Annotated in this window: 15 protein-coding genes; 6 read left to right on the top strand and 9 right to left on the bottom strand. The window is 65.5% G+C overall.

The features are described 5' to 3' along the window. Nucleotides 1–14: 14 nt before the first annotated feature. The 8 genes from XI08_RS00785 to XI08_RS00750 all read right to left on the bottom strand — a co-directional run bounded on the left by XI08_RS00785 (nucleotide 15) and on the right by XI08_RS00750 (nucleotide 9,310). The gene (locus XI08_RS00785) at nucleotides 15–848 is read right to left on the bottom strand and encodes a phosphoenolpyruvate hydrolase family protein (protein ID WP_271572932.1); all 834 of its coding nucleotides are present in this window, start codon (nucleotides 846–848) and stop codon (nucleotides 15–17) included. 3 nt (nucleotides 849–851) lie between these two features. Continuing rightward, the gene (locus XI08_RS00780) at nucleotides 852–3,068 is read right to left on the bottom strand and encodes an ABC transporter permease (protein WP_271572931.1); all 2,217 of its coding nucleotides are present in this window, start codon (nucleotides 3,066–3,068) and stop codon (nucleotides 852–854) included. Next, complete coding sequence (locus XI08_RS00775) at nucleotides 3,061–3,843, bottom strand: ABC transporter ATP-binding protein (protein WP_271572930.1); 783 nt, start codon at nucleotides 3,841–3,843, stop codon at nucleotides 3,061–3,063. Before XI08_RS00775 ends, XI08_RS00780 begins: the two co-directional genes overlap by 8 nt. Then, complete coding sequence (locus tag XI08_RS00770) at nucleotides 3,836–4,918, bottom strand: branched-chain amino acid ABC transporter permease (protein ID WP_271572929.1); 1,083 nt, start codon at nucleotides 4,916–4,918, stop codon at nucleotides 3,836–3,838. The genes XI08_RS00775 and XI08_RS00770 overlap by 8 nt, the downstream gene beginning before the upstream one ends. Before the next feature lies 1 nt (nucleotide 4,919). Beyond that, nucleotides 4,920–5,930, bottom strand: coding sequence for a branched-chain amino acid ABC transporter permease (locus XI08_RS00765; protein ID WP_135172790.1), 1,011 nt, complete (start codon nucleotides 5,928–5,930; stop codon nucleotides 4,920–4,922). Between the two features lie 190 nt (nucleotides 5,931–6,120). Further along, nucleotides 6,121–6,948, bottom strand: coding sequence for a helix-turn-helix domain-containing protein (locus XI08_RS00760; protein WP_271572928.1), 828 nt, complete (start codon nucleotides 6,946–6,948; stop codon nucleotides 6,121–6,123). 120 nt (nucleotides 6,949–7,068) lie between these two features. Continuing rightward, nucleotides 7,069–8,319 carry an ABC transporter substrate-binding protein gene (locus XI08_RS00755; protein ID WP_271572927.1) on the bottom strand — a complete coding sequence of 417 codons (1,251 nt, stop codon included), beginning with the start codon at nucleotides 8,317–8,319 and terminating at the stop codon, nucleotides 7,069–7,071. 232 nt (nucleotides 8,320–8,551) lie between these two features. Continuing rightward, on the bottom strand, nucleotides 8,552–9,310 hold the full coding sequence (locus XI08_RS00750) for an SDR family NAD(P)-dependent oxidoreductase (RefSeq protein WP_271572926.1): 759 nt from the start codon (nucleotides 9,308–9,310) through the stop codon (nucleotides 8,552–8,554). A gap of 166 nt (nucleotides 9,311–9,476) precedes the next feature. Between XI08_RS00750 and XI08_RS00745 the strand changes: the two genes are divergently transcribed. From XI08_RS00745 to XI08_RS00720, 6 genes are read left to right on the top strand one after another with little or no spacing between them, the layout of a single operon-like run. Continuing rightward, on the top strand, nucleotides 9,477–10,736 hold the full coding sequence (locus tag XI08_RS00745) for an extracellular solute-binding protein (protein WP_271572925.1): 1,260 nt from the start codon (nucleotides 9,477–9,479) through the stop codon (nucleotides 10,734–10,736). Between the two features lie 2 nt (nucleotides 10,737–10,738). Next, on the top strand, nucleotides 10,739–11,680 hold the full coding sequence (locus XI08_RS00740) for a carbohydrate ABC transporter permease (RefSeq protein ID WP_271572924.1): 942 nt from the start codon (nucleotides 10,739–10,741) through the stop codon (nucleotides 11,678–11,680). Continuing rightward, nucleotides 11,673–12,521, top strand: coding sequence for a carbohydrate ABC transporter permease (locus XI08_RS00735; RefSeq protein ID WP_135172796.1), 849 nt, complete (start codon nucleotides 11,673–11,675; stop codon nucleotides 12,519–12,521). The genes XI08_RS00740 and XI08_RS00735 overlap by 8 nt, the downstream gene beginning before the upstream one ends. A gap of 22 nt (nucleotides 12,522–12,543) precedes the next feature. After that, entirely contained in the window at nucleotides 12,544–13,641 is a 1,098-nt protein-coding gene (locus tag XI08_RS00730) for a Gfo/Idh/MocA family protein (protein WP_271572923.1), read from the top strand. Nucleotides 13,642–13,651: 10 nt separating this feature from the next. Further along, nucleotides 13,652–14,296 (top strand): ThuA domain-containing protein, encoded by a 645-nt coding sequence (locus XI08_RS00725; RefSeq protein WP_271572922.1) that lies wholly within the window; start codon nucleotides 13,652–13,654, stop codon nucleotides 14,294–14,296. After that, complete coding sequence (locus XI08_RS00720) at nucleotides 14,293–15,342, top strand: LacI family DNA-binding transcriptional regulator (protein ID WP_271572921.1); 1,050 nt, start codon at nucleotides 14,293–14,295, stop codon at nucleotides 15,340–15,342. Before XI08_RS00725 ends, XI08_RS00720 begins: the two co-directional genes overlap by 4 nt. An 11-nt stretch (nucleotides 15,343–15,353) precedes the next feature. Here the strand turns inward: XI08_RS00720 and XI08_RS00715 are convergent, their stop codons facing one another. Further along, nucleotides 15,354–16,232 carry an IclR family transcriptional regulator gene (locus tag XI08_RS00715; protein ID WP_271572920.1) on the bottom strand — a complete coding sequence of 293 codons (879 nt, stop codon included), beginning with the start codon at nucleotides 16,230–16,232 and terminating at the stop codon, nucleotides 15,354–15,356. Nucleotides 16,233–16,341 lie beyond the last annotated feature (109 nt).

The following is a 16,341-nucleotide window of genomic DNA, read 5'->3' as shown; positions in this document are numbered from 1 at the left end:
GAACTTTAAAGGCGTTATCGTGCGCCGATCGCCTTGAATTGCCGTACCTGTTCCGTCAGAGCCCGCTCCACGGGCAGTCGCTCCATCGAGGACGCGCCATAGAAGCCGTGACAGTTGCGGGTGTTCTTCATGATGAAATCCGCGTCCGCGGGGTCGGCGATCGGCCCGCCATGCGCGAGCACCAGTATGTCCGGATTGACGCTGAGCGCGGCCGAGGCCCAGGTGTCGATGCGCGCCGGGCAGTCCTTCAGTTTCGGCGCCGTCTGCGCCCCGATCGTGCCGCCGGTGGTGAGCCCGAGATGGCAGACGATGATGTCGGCCCCGGCGATCGCCATCGCGGCGGCTTCCTTCTCGCTGAAGACGTAGGGCGTGGTCAGCAGGTCCTTCTCGCGCGCCTTCGCGATCATGTCGATCTCGAGCGCATAGGACATTCCGGTCTCTTCGAGATTGGCGCGGAACACGCCGTCGATCAGGCCGACCGTCGGAAAGTTCTGCACGCCGGCAAAGCCGATCGCCTTCAGCTGATCGAGGAACACGTCCATGTCGCGGAACGGATCGGTGCCGTTGACGCCCGCGAGCACCGGCGTCTTGCTGACCACCGGCAACACTTCGCCGGCCATCTCCAGCACGATGGCGTTGGCGTCGCCGTAAGCCATCAGCCCGGCGAGCGAGCCACGGCCGGCCATGCGGTAGCGGCCGGAATTGTAGATGACGATGAGGTCGACGCCGCCGGCCTCCTCGCATTTGGCCGACAGGCCGGTGCCGGCGCCGCCGCCGACAATGGGCTCGCCGCGTCGTGCCATCTCGCGGAACCGCTTCAATAATGCTGCGCGTTCAAACCGGGCCATCGGTCACCTCGCTAGTCGCCGGCGCGCCCCAGCGCGGCCGAACAGCGTTCGGAACGCAGCTGCGATGGTGGAGGCGAACTCGGGATCGTTGATGTTCTTGGGGACACGAATGAGCTGACGGTTGGCGGTCTGCCGCACGGACCGCTCCAGCGCGCGGAACAGCGCTGCGTCGGCATCCGGATCCCAGAATGGCTGCCCTCGCGCGTCGAGCGCGGAGACGCCGCCCTCGGGCAGGAAGAAGCGCACCGGCCCATCCATCTGGTTGAGCTTTTCGCCGATCCAGCGGCCGATGCGCTCGTTCTCTTCGGCCGTGGTCCGCATCAAGGTCACCTGCGGATTGTGGACGTGGAACTTGCGGCCGCGGTAGCGCTCCGGGATGGTGTCGGGCGCGCCGAAATTGACCATGTCGAGTGCGCCGACCGAGCCGACATAGGGGGCGCGTGTGCGGATGATCGCACCGAAGCGATCTTCGGTGGCGGGAAAAACGCCGCCCATCAGGAGGTCGCAGACTTCGGTCGTGGTCAGGTCGACGACGCCCGCGAGCTGGCCGGTCTCGACGAGCTTCTCCATCGAGCGGCCGCCGACGCCGGTGGCGTGGAAGACGAGGCATTCGAAATCCTCGCGCAAATCGGCGGCGATCTTCTGCACGGCCGGCGTCGTCACGCCGAACATGGTGATGCCGATCGACGGCAGGCTGGCGGCGGTCGCGCGCTCCCTGGCCTCGCGCTGATCGAGGCGCGCCTTCACCATGCCGACGATGGCATTCGCGCCGTTCGACAGCACCGCGCGCGAGATCGCGTTGAGCCCCTGCACGTCGGTGACCGAATACATCATGGTGATGTCGGCGGGCCCGACATAGGGGCCGACATCGCCGGAGGCCACGGAGGAGATGATCAGCTTCGGCACGCCGACGGGCAGGGCACGCATGCCCGGCGCAACGAGCGATGCCGCACCCGAGCCCCCGGCCGTGATCACGCCGGCGATATTGCCTTGCCGCCGCAGCCAGTTGGCGAACGCATCCGCCATCGCGGTCACGGCGGCGCCGCGGTCCGGGCCGAACACGGCCGAGCCGCCGCGTCCGTGGTTGAGCGCGATCTCCTGCGCGGAGACGTCGCAGCTCGCTTGCCTGCCGCTGGTGGAGACGTCGACCAGCCGTGTGCGCAGGCCGCTCTCCGCGATGATGTCGCGGATGAAGCGCAGCTCGGCGCCCTTGGTGTCGAGCGTTCCGACGACCAGCACCACCGGCGGTCCGGATGTCTGCGCCGTCGCCGGCTCGCGCTTGCGCCGCGCGGTCTCGTCGAGACGCGCAACCTGCGTCGAGAGCGTGCGTGCGGCGGCTTCGATCCGCGCGATCGGGACCGGCTGCGACCAGCGCGTCGGCAAGGTGGGATTGGAGACGTAGATCCGGATCGGCCCGCTCGGCCGCGACGGCTGCGGGACCGGCTTCGCCTCGGCGCCGGCAGCGGGCGCGTCGGTATCCGGCTCGAGCGCCGCATGCAGGCCGACGCCGAGCAGGCGCTGCTGGAGCTCGCGATCGGCGGCAAGCCGCGCCGAATCGATGATGCGGTTGATGCGGCCGTTGACCATGATCGCGACATTGCGCGAGACCGCGGTAGCGACGCCGATGTTCTGCTCGATCACGAGCACGGCCATGTCGCCGTCCTCGCCGAGCCGCAGCAGCATCTCCTCGACCTGTGCCACGATGACGGGCGCGAGCCCCTCGGTCGGCTCGTCCATGATCAGCAAATGCGGATTGGTGAGCAGCGCGCGCGAGATCGCGAGCATCTGCTGCTCGCCGCCGGAGAGCTGGCCGCCGCCATGGTCCTTGCGCTCGGCGAGACGCGGGAAGGTGTCGTAGATGCGCTCGACGGTCCAGGCGCCGGATCGCATGCTGCCGGCGAGGCGCAGATGCTCGTCGACGCTGAGCGAGCGCCAGAGACGGCGGCCCTGCGGCACATAGCCGACGCCGAGGCGGGCGATGTGGGCCGGCGAGCGCCGTGTGATGTCCTCGCCGCGGACGCGGATCGATCCGCCGCTCACGCCCACCAGGCCCATGATCGCCTTGCACAGCGTGGTCTTACCCATGCCGTTGCGGCCGACGACGGAGAACACGCCGCTCTCCAGGGTGAGGTCGACGCCTTGCAGCGCGTGCGAGTGGCCGTAGTAGACGTCGAGGCCGCGGACCTCGAGCGCGGCGGCTGTGCGGCGGACCTCATTCATGGCCGCCTCCGAGGTAAAGCTCCTGCACCTCGGGATCGGACTCGATCTCCTGCGGCAGGCCTTCCTTGAAGACGCGGCCGTTGTGCATCATCGTGACGCTCTCGACGACGCGCAAGGCGACGTCCATGTCGTGCTCGATGATGATGTAGCCGATGTGGGCGGGGAGCGAGGTCAGGATCTCGATCAGCTCCTGCCGTTCGGTCGGCGAGAGACCCGCGGCCGGCTCGTCGAACAGCACGAAGCGCGGGGCGCCGGCGAGCGCGAGCGCGATCTCGAGCTGGCGCTGCTGGCCATGCGCGAGCTCGGCGACACGCTGGTCCTTCACCGCGGTCAGGTGCACGGCCTGCACGAGGTTGTCGGCGGCGTGCATCAGGGCGTCGTTCTGTCCCGAGCGCAGGAACGAGAAGCGTCCGCGCGAGATGCCGCGGCAGGCGAGATAGACGTTGTCCTGCACGGTGAGGCCGGGGAACAGTGCCGAGATCTGGTAGGTCCGGCGCAGCCCGCGGCGGATGCGTTCATAGGGCGGGAAGTGCGTGACGTCCTCGCCGAAGAAGCGGATGGTGCCGGAGGAGGGCGGGAAGTCGCCGGTGATGCAGTTGAACAGCGTGGTCTTGCCGGCGCCGTTCGAGCCGAGCACGGCGCGCCGCTCGCCGGGACGCACGGTGATGGTGACGTCGGTCAGCGCTGCCAGCGCGCCGAACAGCCGCGTGACGCCGCGCAGCTCGAGCGCGGCGCCGGCGCCGACGGCGGAGAGGCGTTGGGCGACGCTATCCATGACCGTGCGCTCCGCCCGAACTGCCCGTCGTGGGGCGATGGCTCTGGCGCCAGCGCTGCCACAGGCCGATGACGCCGTCCGAGGACCAGAACACGATGGCGAGGAAACCGAGCCCGATCAGCAGCCGGAAGCGATTGCCGTCGAGCCCGAACTTGATCAGGACATCGAGCGCGAAGGTGCGCAGCAGCACGAAGATCAGCGCGCCGATGAAGGGACCGATCGGGCGCGTGATGCCGCCGACCACGGCGATGATCAGGACGTCGATGCAGGCGCTGACGCTGACCGAGCCCGGCGAGATCTGGCGGTAGTTCCAGACCTGGAGCACGCCGGCGAGCGCCGCGACGAAGGACGCGAAAGCATAGGCGGCGACGCGGTGCGCATTGACGTTGAAGCCGAGCGCGGCCATGCGGCGCGGATTGTCGCGCACGCCCTGCAGCGCCAGGCCGAACGGTGCGCGGGAGATGTAGTCGACCGCGAAGTAGCACAGCGCGGCGACCGCGAGCACGACGTAGTAGAAGGGAATGTCGGCGCGCCAGTTGACGCCCCAGAAATGCGGCGTCGCGACGGTGTTGATGCCGGTGTGGCCGTTGAAGATCGCCCAGTTCTGGTTGGTGAAGTAATAGAAGGCCGCGCCGATCGCGAGCGTGATCATGATGGTGTAGATGCCTTCGGTGCGGACGGCCAGCGCGCCGCCGAGCGTGCCGAAAATGGTCGCGAGCGCGAGCGCCATCGGGACCGCGAGCCACCATGGCCAGCCGAGGCTGATATTGGTGTTGGCGCTGACGCCGAACACGGCGACCATGTAGGCCGCAAAGCCGGCGATGGTGAGCTGCATCAAGCTGACCATGCCGCCATAGCCGGCCAGGAACATCAGGCTCAGCGCAATGGTGCCGAGGATCAACGTGGTGGCGAAGATCTCGATCAGGAAGAAGCCGTTGGCGATCAGCGGCATGATCAGGAGAAGGACCGCGACGATCCATGCGGCGGGATTGTCGATCTCCGGCCATGCCCGTGCGGACTGCTGCGCCGTGGTGGCGGGGCGGACGGCAACGCGGGCGTCGTGGGCGAGGGACATGTCAGCGCCTCGCCAGCAGGCCCTGCGGCCGGATCGCCAGCACCAGCACCATGATCAGGAAGGTCACGACGATGGCGTAGGTCGGGATGTAGACCGAGCCGAGCTGCTCGGCGAGGCCGATGATGAGCGCGCCGAGCGCCGCACCGGGGATCGAACCCATGCCGCCGACGATCACCACCACCAGCGAGGCGAGCAGGAAGCGGATGTCCTCGCCGGGGGACAGCGACTGGAAGGTGCCGCCGACGACCCCGGCGATGCCGGCAAGCCCGGCGCCGAACGCGAACACCAGCACGAAGACGAGCTGGATGCGGACGCCGGTGGCGGCCAGCATGTCGCGATCGTCGACGCCGGCGCGGATGATCATGCCGATCCGGGTGCGGTTGAGCGCGAGCCACATGCCGACGCCGATCACGACGGACGCTGCGAAGATCACCAGCCGCACCACCGGATATCGGAGGTAGACCGGCTCGCCCGAGGATTTCACCGCCGTGATCAGCGGCAGGTCCATGGGCCCGACCAGCCAGCTCGGGGTCTGGATCTGGTAGAAGTCGCCGCCGCAGGCCCAGAGCATCAGGTCGGCGAACACGATCGAGAGCCCGATCGTCACCATGGTCTGCCTGAGGTCCTGGCCTTCCATGCGCCGGAACACGATCACCTGGAGCAGCACGCCGACCAGTGCAGTGAGGAGGAAGGCAAGGATGAAGCTGAGGAGCCAGGAGCCAGTGGCTGTGCTGATGGCGTAGCCGACATAGCCGCCGAACAGATAGAGCGAGCCGTGCGCCAGGTTGACGTTGCGCATCAGGCCGAAGATCAGCGTGAAGCCGCTCGCGACGAGGAAGTAGAGCCCGCCGAGCGTGACGCCGTTGAATACGGCGTTGAGGAAGACGCGCTTGCGGCCGATCGCCTCCTCAAGGCCCGGCGGCCAGACTGCGAAGACCAGCCAGAGCGCGACGGCAATCGCGATGATCACGATCAGCGCCCAGACGGGATGGCGTTCGATGAAACGGCTCATGGGCGCCACCCGCTTGCGAAGGCCGCGCGCCGAAGCTCCACCGAATGCAGGTCAGACAGCCTTGCAGCGGCTGCTTGCCTCGCCATGAACGTGCGCTCCCGTCGTCGCGACCATCTCGGGATCGCGTTGCGCTCATCCTAGCCGGGCTTGGAGAGGGACGTTTGATCGTGAGTATCTTTTCGCGCGGCGGTCAGGCGCGCAAGACCTTGGCGGCGCGACGATAGTCGGTCGGCGCCATCCCCACATTGGCGGCGAAGAAGCGGGTGAAGCCGCTCTGCGAGGAGAAGCCGAGATCGAAGCCGATATCGGCGATCGGTGCCTCGCTGGCGACCAGCGCTTCGAGCGCCTGTTCCATGATCAGCGTGTTGAGATAGAGGTTCGGCGTGACGCCGGTCTGGACGCGGAACAATCGATAGAAGTGCGGCCGCGACAGGCCGGACTCGCGCGCGATCGTGTCGAGCTCGATCTCGGCGCCGGGGCTCTCCGACATCATCTTGATGCATTTGCGCACGCGAAAATCGGTGACGGAGCCACTTGCGCGCGGATAGCGCGCGGTCTCGGCCTGTTGCCAGCTTTCGTCGTAGCAGATGTCGATCAGGCGCCGGAGTTCGGAATCGAGGCTGGAGAGCGATGGTGCGCCGCACACCAAGGCAGCGGTCCGCCGGATGTGCTTGTCGAGCGCGACGGTGCGCTTGAACTGCGTGCGGCCGAAGCGCAACCGGTCGGAGCCCGGTGCATCGGGCGCAAACCATTCGGGATTGACGTAGAGCACGAAGAAGATCGCGCCGCCGTCGAGGTCGGTCGGCAGAAAATTATGCGGCTCCCAGGGATTGACGGCAACGACGGAGGTTTCGCTGAGATCGTAGTGGCCGGCGCAGACATCGATGCATGCGGGCATGCCGCCGACATGGAAGATCAGATGACCTTCACGATGGGCGTGGATATTGAAAGGGCGGTTCAACTGATAAACCGTCGCCCGACCGAAGCGGCCGTGGAAGACGGCGAGCGCACGGCTCATGCCTTCCCTCCCGAATGTTCTTGTCTTTTCAGCCAGCGTTCAACAACGCCGCGGAGATTGCAAGAGCGGAGAGCGCCCGCGTCAGCAAGTCGCTCCCCGCTCGTGTGCTGTCGCGATGCGTCAGTATTTCTTACATTCCGGCACGCTACGGCTCGGGAGCCCGATCTTCGAGAACACGGCCGCATCGTATCCGAGCGTCTGGTTCACGTTCGGGATCACCTTCACGACCTTGCTGAACAGCGCGCCCTTGCCGTCATCGACGACCTCGGTGACGAAGTTGGTGCCGATCGCCTGACGATTGGAGTCGAGCTTGATCTTGCCGTTCGGCGCGTCGAGTTCGATCTTCGCGAGCGCAGTCCTGAAGTTCGACTGGTTGTCGCTGAGATCGCCCTTGACCTCGCGCAGCGCCAGGATCAAGGCCATCGTCGAGCCGTAGTAGTTGGTCGCAAGCAGTGACGGGCTTGGAAAGCGCTTGTTGGGCGGGAAGGCGTCCTGATAGGCCTTCACGAACTTCTGCCAGCCCGGATCCTCCCAGGTATCGGCTTGGCCGCTCGCCGCGATGGTGCCGATCAGCGCGTTCTTGGCATTCCCCTTTGACGACAGGATGGTCTGGTCGATCATGATGGAACCTCCCATCAGATGCGCCTTGCCGCCGGCCTGCTGATACTGATTGAGGAAGTTGACAGCGTCCGCGCCGCCAAGTCCGAGATAGATGGCATCGACATCGTCGGGCAGCGCGGCGATGACGGAAGCAAAGTCCTTGGTGCCGAGCGGCACCCATTGCCGGTTGGTGACCTGGCCGCCGGCGCCGCAGAATTCGAGCACGAGGCCGAACACCTGGGTGTAGATGAAGGAGTAGTCTTCGCCGACGGTCGCGATCTTGCGATACTTCTTTTCGTCAAAGGCGTATTTGCCGAGGCCGACCTGCCATTGCGCGCCGTCCATGTTGTAGCGGAAGAAGTTCGGGGCAGGATCGACATAGGTCGTTTCCTGGGCGCCGGACGCCGCATTGATGAAAGTCAGCTCGGGATGGGTCTTAGCAAAGTTCTTCACCGCGATGCCCTCGTCGCCGGAGAGCGGCGACAGCAGGATCTGCACCTTGTCCTGCTCGATCAGCTTGCGGACGGCGCGCACAGCCGAATCCGGCGTCGCGTCGGTTGACGCGACGATGAACTCAAGTTCCTTGTCGCCGATTTTCTTGCCCAGCACGTTGAGTGCCGTCTGGTGGCCGCGCATGCCGTCCTCGCCGAGCACCGTGTAGGTGCCTTCGAGTGTAGCGGTCACGCCCACCTTGATCTTTTCCTGGGCGATCGCCGCGCCCGAAAGAAACAGGCTGCTCAGCGCGAGCAGTCCCACACTGCATTTCGACATTGTGCTCCTCCCTGTGTCGTCGCTTTGCCGCGCCGAACCCGGCGCGACGCCGGTGGCTCTCGAACGGCCCCGGCTTTGGAGGGAAGCTAGCCGAAGTCGAATGCGGTGCCTGCGTGCGCACCTCGTCCGGTTTGACGGGCAGTCTCATTTTTGAATGCTGCGGCGCAAGTGGTGTTGCGGTGCAATCGGCGGGTGTGCCGCGCCCTGATGCGCCCGCGAGCCTCAAAGCGTCTCACACCCAGCCGCCATCCACGATGTAGTGCTGAGCGGTGCAGGCGGAGGCCTCGTCGGACGCGAGGAAGACGGTGAATTTCGCGACCTCGTCCGGAACCAGCCGGCGCTTCAGGCACTGTCGCTGCTGCAGTTCGATCTCGCCCGCCGGCGTCATCCATTTCTCGAGCTGGCGCTCGGTCATGATCCAGCCCGGCGCGATCGCGTTGACGCGGATGTTGTAGGGACCGTAGTCGCGCGCCAATGAGCGCGTCAGGCCGATCACGCCCGATTTGCTGGCCGTGTAGGCGGCCATGCCGCCTTGCCCCGCGATCCACGACACCGAGCCGAAATTGATGATGGCGCCGGCATTCGCCGCCTTCATGTCCGGCAGCACCGCCTGCGACGCGAAGAACTGGTGCTTCAGATTCACCGCGACGCGGTCGTCCCAATATTCCGGCGTCATCTCCTCGGTGTTGTGCCGCTCGTCATGTGCTGCGTTGTTGATCAGGATGTTGATCGCGCCGTGCACCTTGCGGGCCTCGATTACGCCGGCGCGTAGCGCGGGGATGTCGGTCAGGTCGACGCGCTGAAAATGCACAGCCAGTCCCTGATCGGAGAGCTCGCGGGCCAGGCGTTGGCCCTCGTCGACCTTGATGTCGAAGAACACGACATTGGATTTCTGCTGCGCGAAGTGCCGCACGATCGCAGCGCCAATTCCCGCAGCGCCACCGGTGACAAGAACGACCTTGCCGGCGAGGTCGGAATAAATGGCAGCCATGGGCACCTCTCGAGTTGCGTTGGGGGCAGCGCGACGCACCGTCCAAGTCTCCCCGGACCTTAGCCACTCCCGCCGTGAGGTCCATAGATCAGAATTTTAGTTGCGTACCTCAAAAATCGAAGGCAGGATTGCAGCCAACGAATAAGAGCCTATCGGGAGGAATGTGATGAGACTGCTCGGGAAGCTGGGACTCGCCGCTGCCGCATGCCTGCTTTGGGCCAACTCTGCCGCAGCCGACACGACGGTGAAATGGCTCCACATCGAGGTCAATCCAGCCCAGGTGAAGATCTGGGAGGAGGTTGCGCGCGCCTATGAGGCGTCGCATCCGGGCGTCAAGGTCGAGATGCAGTTTCTCGAGAACGAGGCCTACAAGGCCAAGCTGCCGACCATCCTGCAATCCAAGGATCGGCCGAACATCATCTACAGCTGGTCCGGTGGCGTCCTGAAGGCGCAGATCGAGGCTGGTGTCCTCGACGACATCACGGATTCCGTGAAGGGTTACAGCGACAGCCTGACGCCGGCAGCGCTCGCCGCCTTCACAAGCAATGGCCACGTTTATGGTCTGCCGACCGCGCTGTCGCAGGTCGGCTTCCTCTGCAACAGGGAGCTGATGGCCAAGGCGAAGGTCGATCCCGCAGGGATCAAGAGCTGGGATGACCTGCTTGCCGCCGTCAAGACGTTGAAGGCCGCCGGCGTCACGCCGATCGTGGTCGGCGGCGCCGACAAATGGCCGTTACACTTCTACTGGACGCATCTTGCCGTGCGCATCGGCGGCAAGCCGGCCTTCGACGCGGCGCTGCGTGGCGAGAATGGCGGCTTCGCCGGCGAAACCTTCCAGAAGTCCGGCGAGCTTTTCAAGCAGCTCGTCGATCTTCAGCCGTTCCAAAACGGCTTCCTGGGCTTCAAGAATCCGCAGGCGGTCGGTTATTTCGGCGACGGCAAGGCGGCCATGACGCTCGCGATCAGCAGCGTCTATCATCTGCAGCGCGCGCTCGCCGCCGACAAGGTCGGCCTCTCCGAGGACAAGATCTGCTGGTTCGACTTTCCGGTCGTACCGGGCGGCAAGGGCGCGCCGACCGACACGCTCGGCGGCATCACCGGCTGGCTGATCACCAAGGGCTCGCCGAAGGAGGCGGTCGATTTCCTGAAATACTTCGTCTCCAAGGACGTGCAGACGCGGCTTGCGGCGAGCAATTTCATCATTCCGGTGGTGCAGGGCGCGGATGCCGGCCTCAACAATTCCTTCATGAAGCTGATCGCGGCCAATCTGGCGAAGTCGAACTACCACCAGAACTTCTATGACCAGAGCCTCGGCCCCTCGGTCGGCCGCGTCGTCAATGACGTGGCTGCCGAAATCGCCGGCGGCAGCATGAACCCGCAGGACGCTGCCAAGGCGATCGAGGCGGCCTGGAAGCAGGGCAACTGACGGTGGCGCGACGGATCGCGAGCGCGCCGGCGATGAGCGTCGCGCCGACGTCGTTCTCGTCGACGGCGGTGCGCGGTCCCGGCTGGGACGGCCGCTTCACGGTGCTGATCCTGTTCCTGCCGCCGGCGCTGCTGCTGTTCACGCTGTTCGTGGTGCTGCCGATCGGCGAGGCCGCCTGGTACTCGGCCTTCAACTGGAACGGCTTTGGCAGACCGACCAACTGGATCGGCTTCGACAATTACCGCTTCGTGCTGGAGACGCGCGCCTTTTGGCTCGCGCTGCGCAACAACGGGCTGATCATCGCGGTCTCGCTGCTGGTACAGTTGCCGCTTGCGCTCACGCTGGCCTTGATGCTCGCCGAGCGTTTCCGCGGCGCAGTGGCGCTGCGGATGCTGTTCTTCATGCCCTACATTCTGGCGGAGATCGCAACCGGGCTGATCTTCTCGTTCGTCTATGACGGCGATTATGGCCTGGTTGCCTCGATCTGGCGCACCTTCGGCGCCGAGGCGCCGCATCTGCTGGCCTCGACCGACACGGCGATGCTGGCGGTGCTGATCGTCATCGTCTGGAAGTATTTTGGCTTCCACATGATGCTGTTCATCGCCGCACTCCAGGGGCTCGACAAGAGCCTGGTCGAGGCGGCCACCATCGACGGCGCGACGCGGTCGCAGACGCTCCGCCACGTCGTCATCCCCTTGCTCTATCCGACGATCCGGCTCTCGGTGTTCTTCGCCATCATCGGCTCGCTGCAGCTATTCGACCTGGTGATGCCGTTGACGCGCGGAGGACCTGCGGATTCCTCCAACACGATGGTGAGCTTCCTCTACAACAACGGCATTTCCCGCATGCGCGTCGGCTATGGCAGCGCCATCGGCGTCATCCTGTTCGTGATCTGCGTGACCTTTGCCTTCACCTACAAGCGATGGTTCATGCGCGATGAATGACGCCGAGACCACCCGCACCCCGTTCGATCCCGCAATATTGTTCAAGGCGCTGTTCCTCGCCGTGATCGCCATCTTCGTGCTGGTGCCGCTGCTCGCGACCCTGCTCGGCGGCTTCAAGTCGCTCGGCGAGCTGCGCGTCAATCCGTTCGGCCTGCCCAGGCACTGGGAATGGCAGAACTATGCCGACATCCTGTTCTCGGCGCGCTACTGGCAACTGCTCCGCAACTCGCTGGTCATCTCGACGCTCGCGGTGATCCTGACCCTGATCACGGCCTCGATGGCCGCGTTCACCTTCGCCCATGTCAGGTTCTACGGCTCATCGATGCTGCTGAGCTATCTGACGCTCGGCCTGCTGTTTCCGGCCGCCACAGCGGTGCTGCCGCTGTTCATCAAGGTGCGCGATCTCGGGCTGCTCGATACGTATTTCGGCGTCGCGTTGCCGCAGGTCGCGTTCAGCCTGGCCATGAGCGTGCTGCTGCTGCGGCGCTTCTTCAAGGACATTCCCTATGAACTGCTCGAAGCCGCGCTGGTCGACGGCTGCAGCTATATCAAGTTCTTTCGCTACGTGACGCTGCCGCTGTCACGGCCGATCCTTGCCACCGTCGGCACCATCACCTTCGTCAACAGCTGGAACGCCTATCTGCTGCCGCTGGTGATGCTCAACACCGATGCGCTGTATCCCTGGCCGCTCGGCATCATGGTTTATCAAGGCGAGTATTCGTCCGAGTGGCACCTGATCCTGGCCTTCATCACGCTGACCATCCTGCCGACGGTCGTTCTCTTCCTTCTGGCGCAGAAGCACATCGTCGCCGGCCTCACCGCAGGCGCGGTCAAGGGATGAACGGTATCTCACGGAGATCACAATGAGAAGAATAGGCATCGGAATCATCGGCTGCGGCAATATCAGTACCGCCTATCTGAAGGCGGCCCAGCGCTTTCCTTTCATGGAGGTCAAGGCGCTCGCCGACATGCGCAGCGATGCCGCCGAGCGCCAGGGCGCGGCCTTCGGCCTGCCCGGGATGCGGGTCGATCAGTTGCTGAGGCGCGACGACGTCGAGATCGTCATCAATCTCACCGTGCCGCTCGCCCACACCGACGTCAGCCTCGCCGTGCTCAATGCCGGCAAGCATGTCCACTCGGAGAAACCGCTCGGCATCAACGTTGGAGAGGCGCGCAAGGTTATGGATCTCGCCGCGCAGAAGAACCTCCGCGTTGGCTGTGCGCCGGATACGTTCCTCGGCGGCGGACACCAGACCGCGCGCAAGCTGATCGACGACGGTGCGATCGGCACGCCGGTTGCGGGCAGCGCCTTCTTCGGTTGCCCCGGCCACGAGCGCTGGCATCCGGCGCCGGGGTTCTACTACCTGCGCGGTGGCGGGCCGATGCTGGACATGGGGCCGTATTACATCACCGATCTCGTGCAGCTGCTCGGCCCGGTCGCAAGCGTGATGGGCTCGACCGCGCGTCCGAAATCCGAGCGCGTGGTCACCAGCCAGCCGATGAACGGCACGCTGATTCCGGTCGAGGTATCGACCCACGTGGCGGGCACGCTCGAATTCGAGAGCGGGGCGGTCGTCTCGATCGCCATGAGCTTCGATGTCCCAAAGCACCGGCACGCGCCGATCGAGATCTATGGCGACAAGGGCAGCATGCTGGTGCCGGACCCGAACCGCTTCGGCGGCGAGGTGCAGGTGGCAAAGACCGGCGGTGAATGGGAGACGGTGCCGCTGACGCACGGCCATGTCGACGGCGAGTTCCGCTCGATCGGCGTCGCCGACATGGCTGCTGCGATCCTGAACAACCGGCCGCACCGCGCCAGCGGCGCGCTTGCCTTCCACGTGCTGGAGGTGATGGAGGCGTTCCAGACCTCCGCCGACGAAGGCCGGCGCGTCAGGATCGAGAGCCGCGTCGAGCGGCCGGCGATGCTGCCGGCCGGACGCGAAACCGGACAGATCGACTGAGGACAGAAACATGCGCAAGGCAATGATTGTTTGGGGCGGCTGGCCGGGACACGATCCGGATCTCTGTGCCTCGATGATCCGCGGCTGGCTGAAGGCGGAAGGCTTCGAGGTGCGGATCGAAACCACGACGGCGGCGTTCGCCGATCCGGCGATTCACGATCTGTCGCTGATCATCCCGATCTACACCATGTCGAAGATCGAGAAGGCGGAAGCGCTCAATCTCTGCGCGGCGGTGCGCGACGGCGTCGGGCTCGCCGGCCATCACGGCGGCATGTGCGACGCGTTCCGCGATTCCGTCGACTACCAGTTCCTGTGCGGCGGGCAGTGGGTCGCGCATCCCGGCAATATCATCGACTACAAGGTCGACTTGACGAAGCCGGATGACCCCATCATGAAGGGTCTGAAGAGTTTCGAGCATCGTTCAGAGCAGTATTACATGCATGTCGACCCCGCCAACGAGGTGTTGGCGACGACGACCTTCACCGGCGAGCACGCGCCCTGGATCGAGGGCGTGGTCATGCCCGTGGTGTGGAAGAAGCGCTACGGCGCGGGCAGGGTGTTCTACTCCTCGCTCGGCCACCGCGCCTACGAGCTCGACGTCCCGGAGATCCGGACGTTGATGACCCGCGGCATGCTGTGGGCGGCGCGCGAATGACAGGCGGCGCGGCGCAGCCGGTGCTTCGCGCCACGCTCGAGGATGTCGCGCGCGCGGCGGGCGTTTCGCTCGCCACCGTCGACCGCGTCGTCAACCGGCGCGAGGGCGTGCGCGCCAAGACGGTCGCGCGTGTCGAGGCCGCGGTCGCTAAGCTCGGCTATCGTGCCGACGTCGCGGCCGCGCGGCTCGCCCGCGGCCAGACGTTCCGCTTCGCGTTCGTGCTGCCGACCGGCAGCAACAGCTTCATGACCAACCTGACCGAGCAGGTCCAGCGCGCCGCGGACTGGCTCGCCGGCCAGCGCGGCTTCATCGATATCCTCCATGTCGACGTGTTCGATCCGGACGTGCTGGCCAGTGCGCTGGAAAACCTGTCGCCAGCCTATCAGGGCGTCGCCGTCATCGCGCTCGACCATCCGAGGGTGCGCGCCGCGATCGACGAACTCACAGGCCGCGGGGTCGCCGTGGTGACTCTGGTGTCGGACGCGCCGAGCTCGCGCCGCCTGCACTATGTCGGTATCGACAACCCGGCCGCGGGGCGGACTGCGGCCACCCTGATGGGCCGTTTCCTGGCCGGCCGCGAGGGAGCGGTCGCCGTGATCGCGGGATCGCTGTCGCTGCGCGATCACACCGAGCGGCAGTTCGGTTTTTACCAGATCCTGTCCAGCGAGTATCCGGATTTGCGCGCGCTGCCGGTCATCGAGGGCCGCGACGACAGCGCACGCACGCGGAAGCTCACAGCTTCGCTCCTCGCCCGCCACGCCGACCTCCGCGGCATCTATTGCTGCGGCGCCGGGAACCGCGGCATCGCCGATGCGCTCGAGGCCTCGGGCCGCGCGCGCGACGTGGTCTGGATCACCCATGAGCTGACCCAGCACACGCGGCGTTTTCTGGTCCGCGGCACGCTCGATGCGATCATCAACCAGGATCCCGGCCACGAGGCGCGGTCTGCGGCGCGAGTCCTGCTCGCGCATTGCTCGGGTGAGCCCATCAGCCCCGATCAGGAACGCATTCGCATCGACATTTTCCTGCGGGACAATCTGCCGTAACTCCGAGCGGTTCAGCCTCCGCCTTGCCAGCCGGCGGTCGCGGAGACGGCGCGCGCGTGAGCGATCAGGGCCGTCGCTGTCGGACCTTTCAGGTCATCGTCGAGAATACCGATGGGTCCCATCATCGTGATGGCTGCGATCATGAACCCGGCCTGGTCGAAGATCGGTGCGGACAGGGAGGTGAAGTTCGGCAGAAGGGCGTCACGACAACGGCTGATGCCATCGCGCCGGATTGTGTCCATCATCTCCTCCACCTCGGCCTTGGTGGTTGGCGCGTCATCCACCCGCGTCTCGCGCGAACGTTCCTCCTTGAGCTCCCGATCCAGCATTTCGCCGGTCAGCGAGCGCGGCAGATGTGCAAGGAAGTTTCGCCCGAGCGCAGACCGCAGCAGACTCAGGACGCTTCCGACACGCAGCTCGATGATGGGGCGGCTGGCTCCGCCCTCGACGCGATAGATGATGGTCGGGCCACGATTGCCCCACACGCCGAGAAATACGGTGTGGCCGATCGTCGTTGCGAGTTCGGTCATGGCCGGCCGCGCGACGGCGAAGACGTCGAATTGCTCGATGGCCGCCATGCCGAGCTTCAATGCGTAGGGGCCGAGGGCATAGCAGCCGGTGTCGCTCTCCTGCCGGACGATGCCCACCGCCTGAAAGCTCACGAGATAATAATGGACGTTGGCCGCTGACATTCCGGTGTTGGCGGCGATCATCTTCAGCGGCACGGGCCGCATTTCGGTCCTGAGGTAGTCGAGGATCTTGAAGCCGATCTCGATCGACTGAATGCCGCGCCGTCCGGGCCGTTCGGCCTTGCTGATTTTGCCGGGTTTGGCTCCTCGTGCGGATGCAGGCGCCGGATCCGGCGGGCGGGGTCGGCGCGGCTTCTTCACTGAAAATCCTTATAGATCAGGGTGTTATGGCGGGTGTCGTGCTGTCGCATTATTGGGCGCGTCGCGCCGGATATTCAAGCTTGCTGTATTTGACGACATCATATGTATA

Origin of the sequence: Bradyrhizobium sp. CCBAU 11361 (genome assembly GCF_028128935.1) — a bacterium.
Lineage (GTDB): Bacteria > Pseudomonadota > Alphaproteobacteria > Rhizobiales > Xanthobacteraceae > Bradyrhizobium > Bradyrhizobium niftali.
This window is presented reverse-complemented; position numbering and strand designations above follow the sequence as displayed.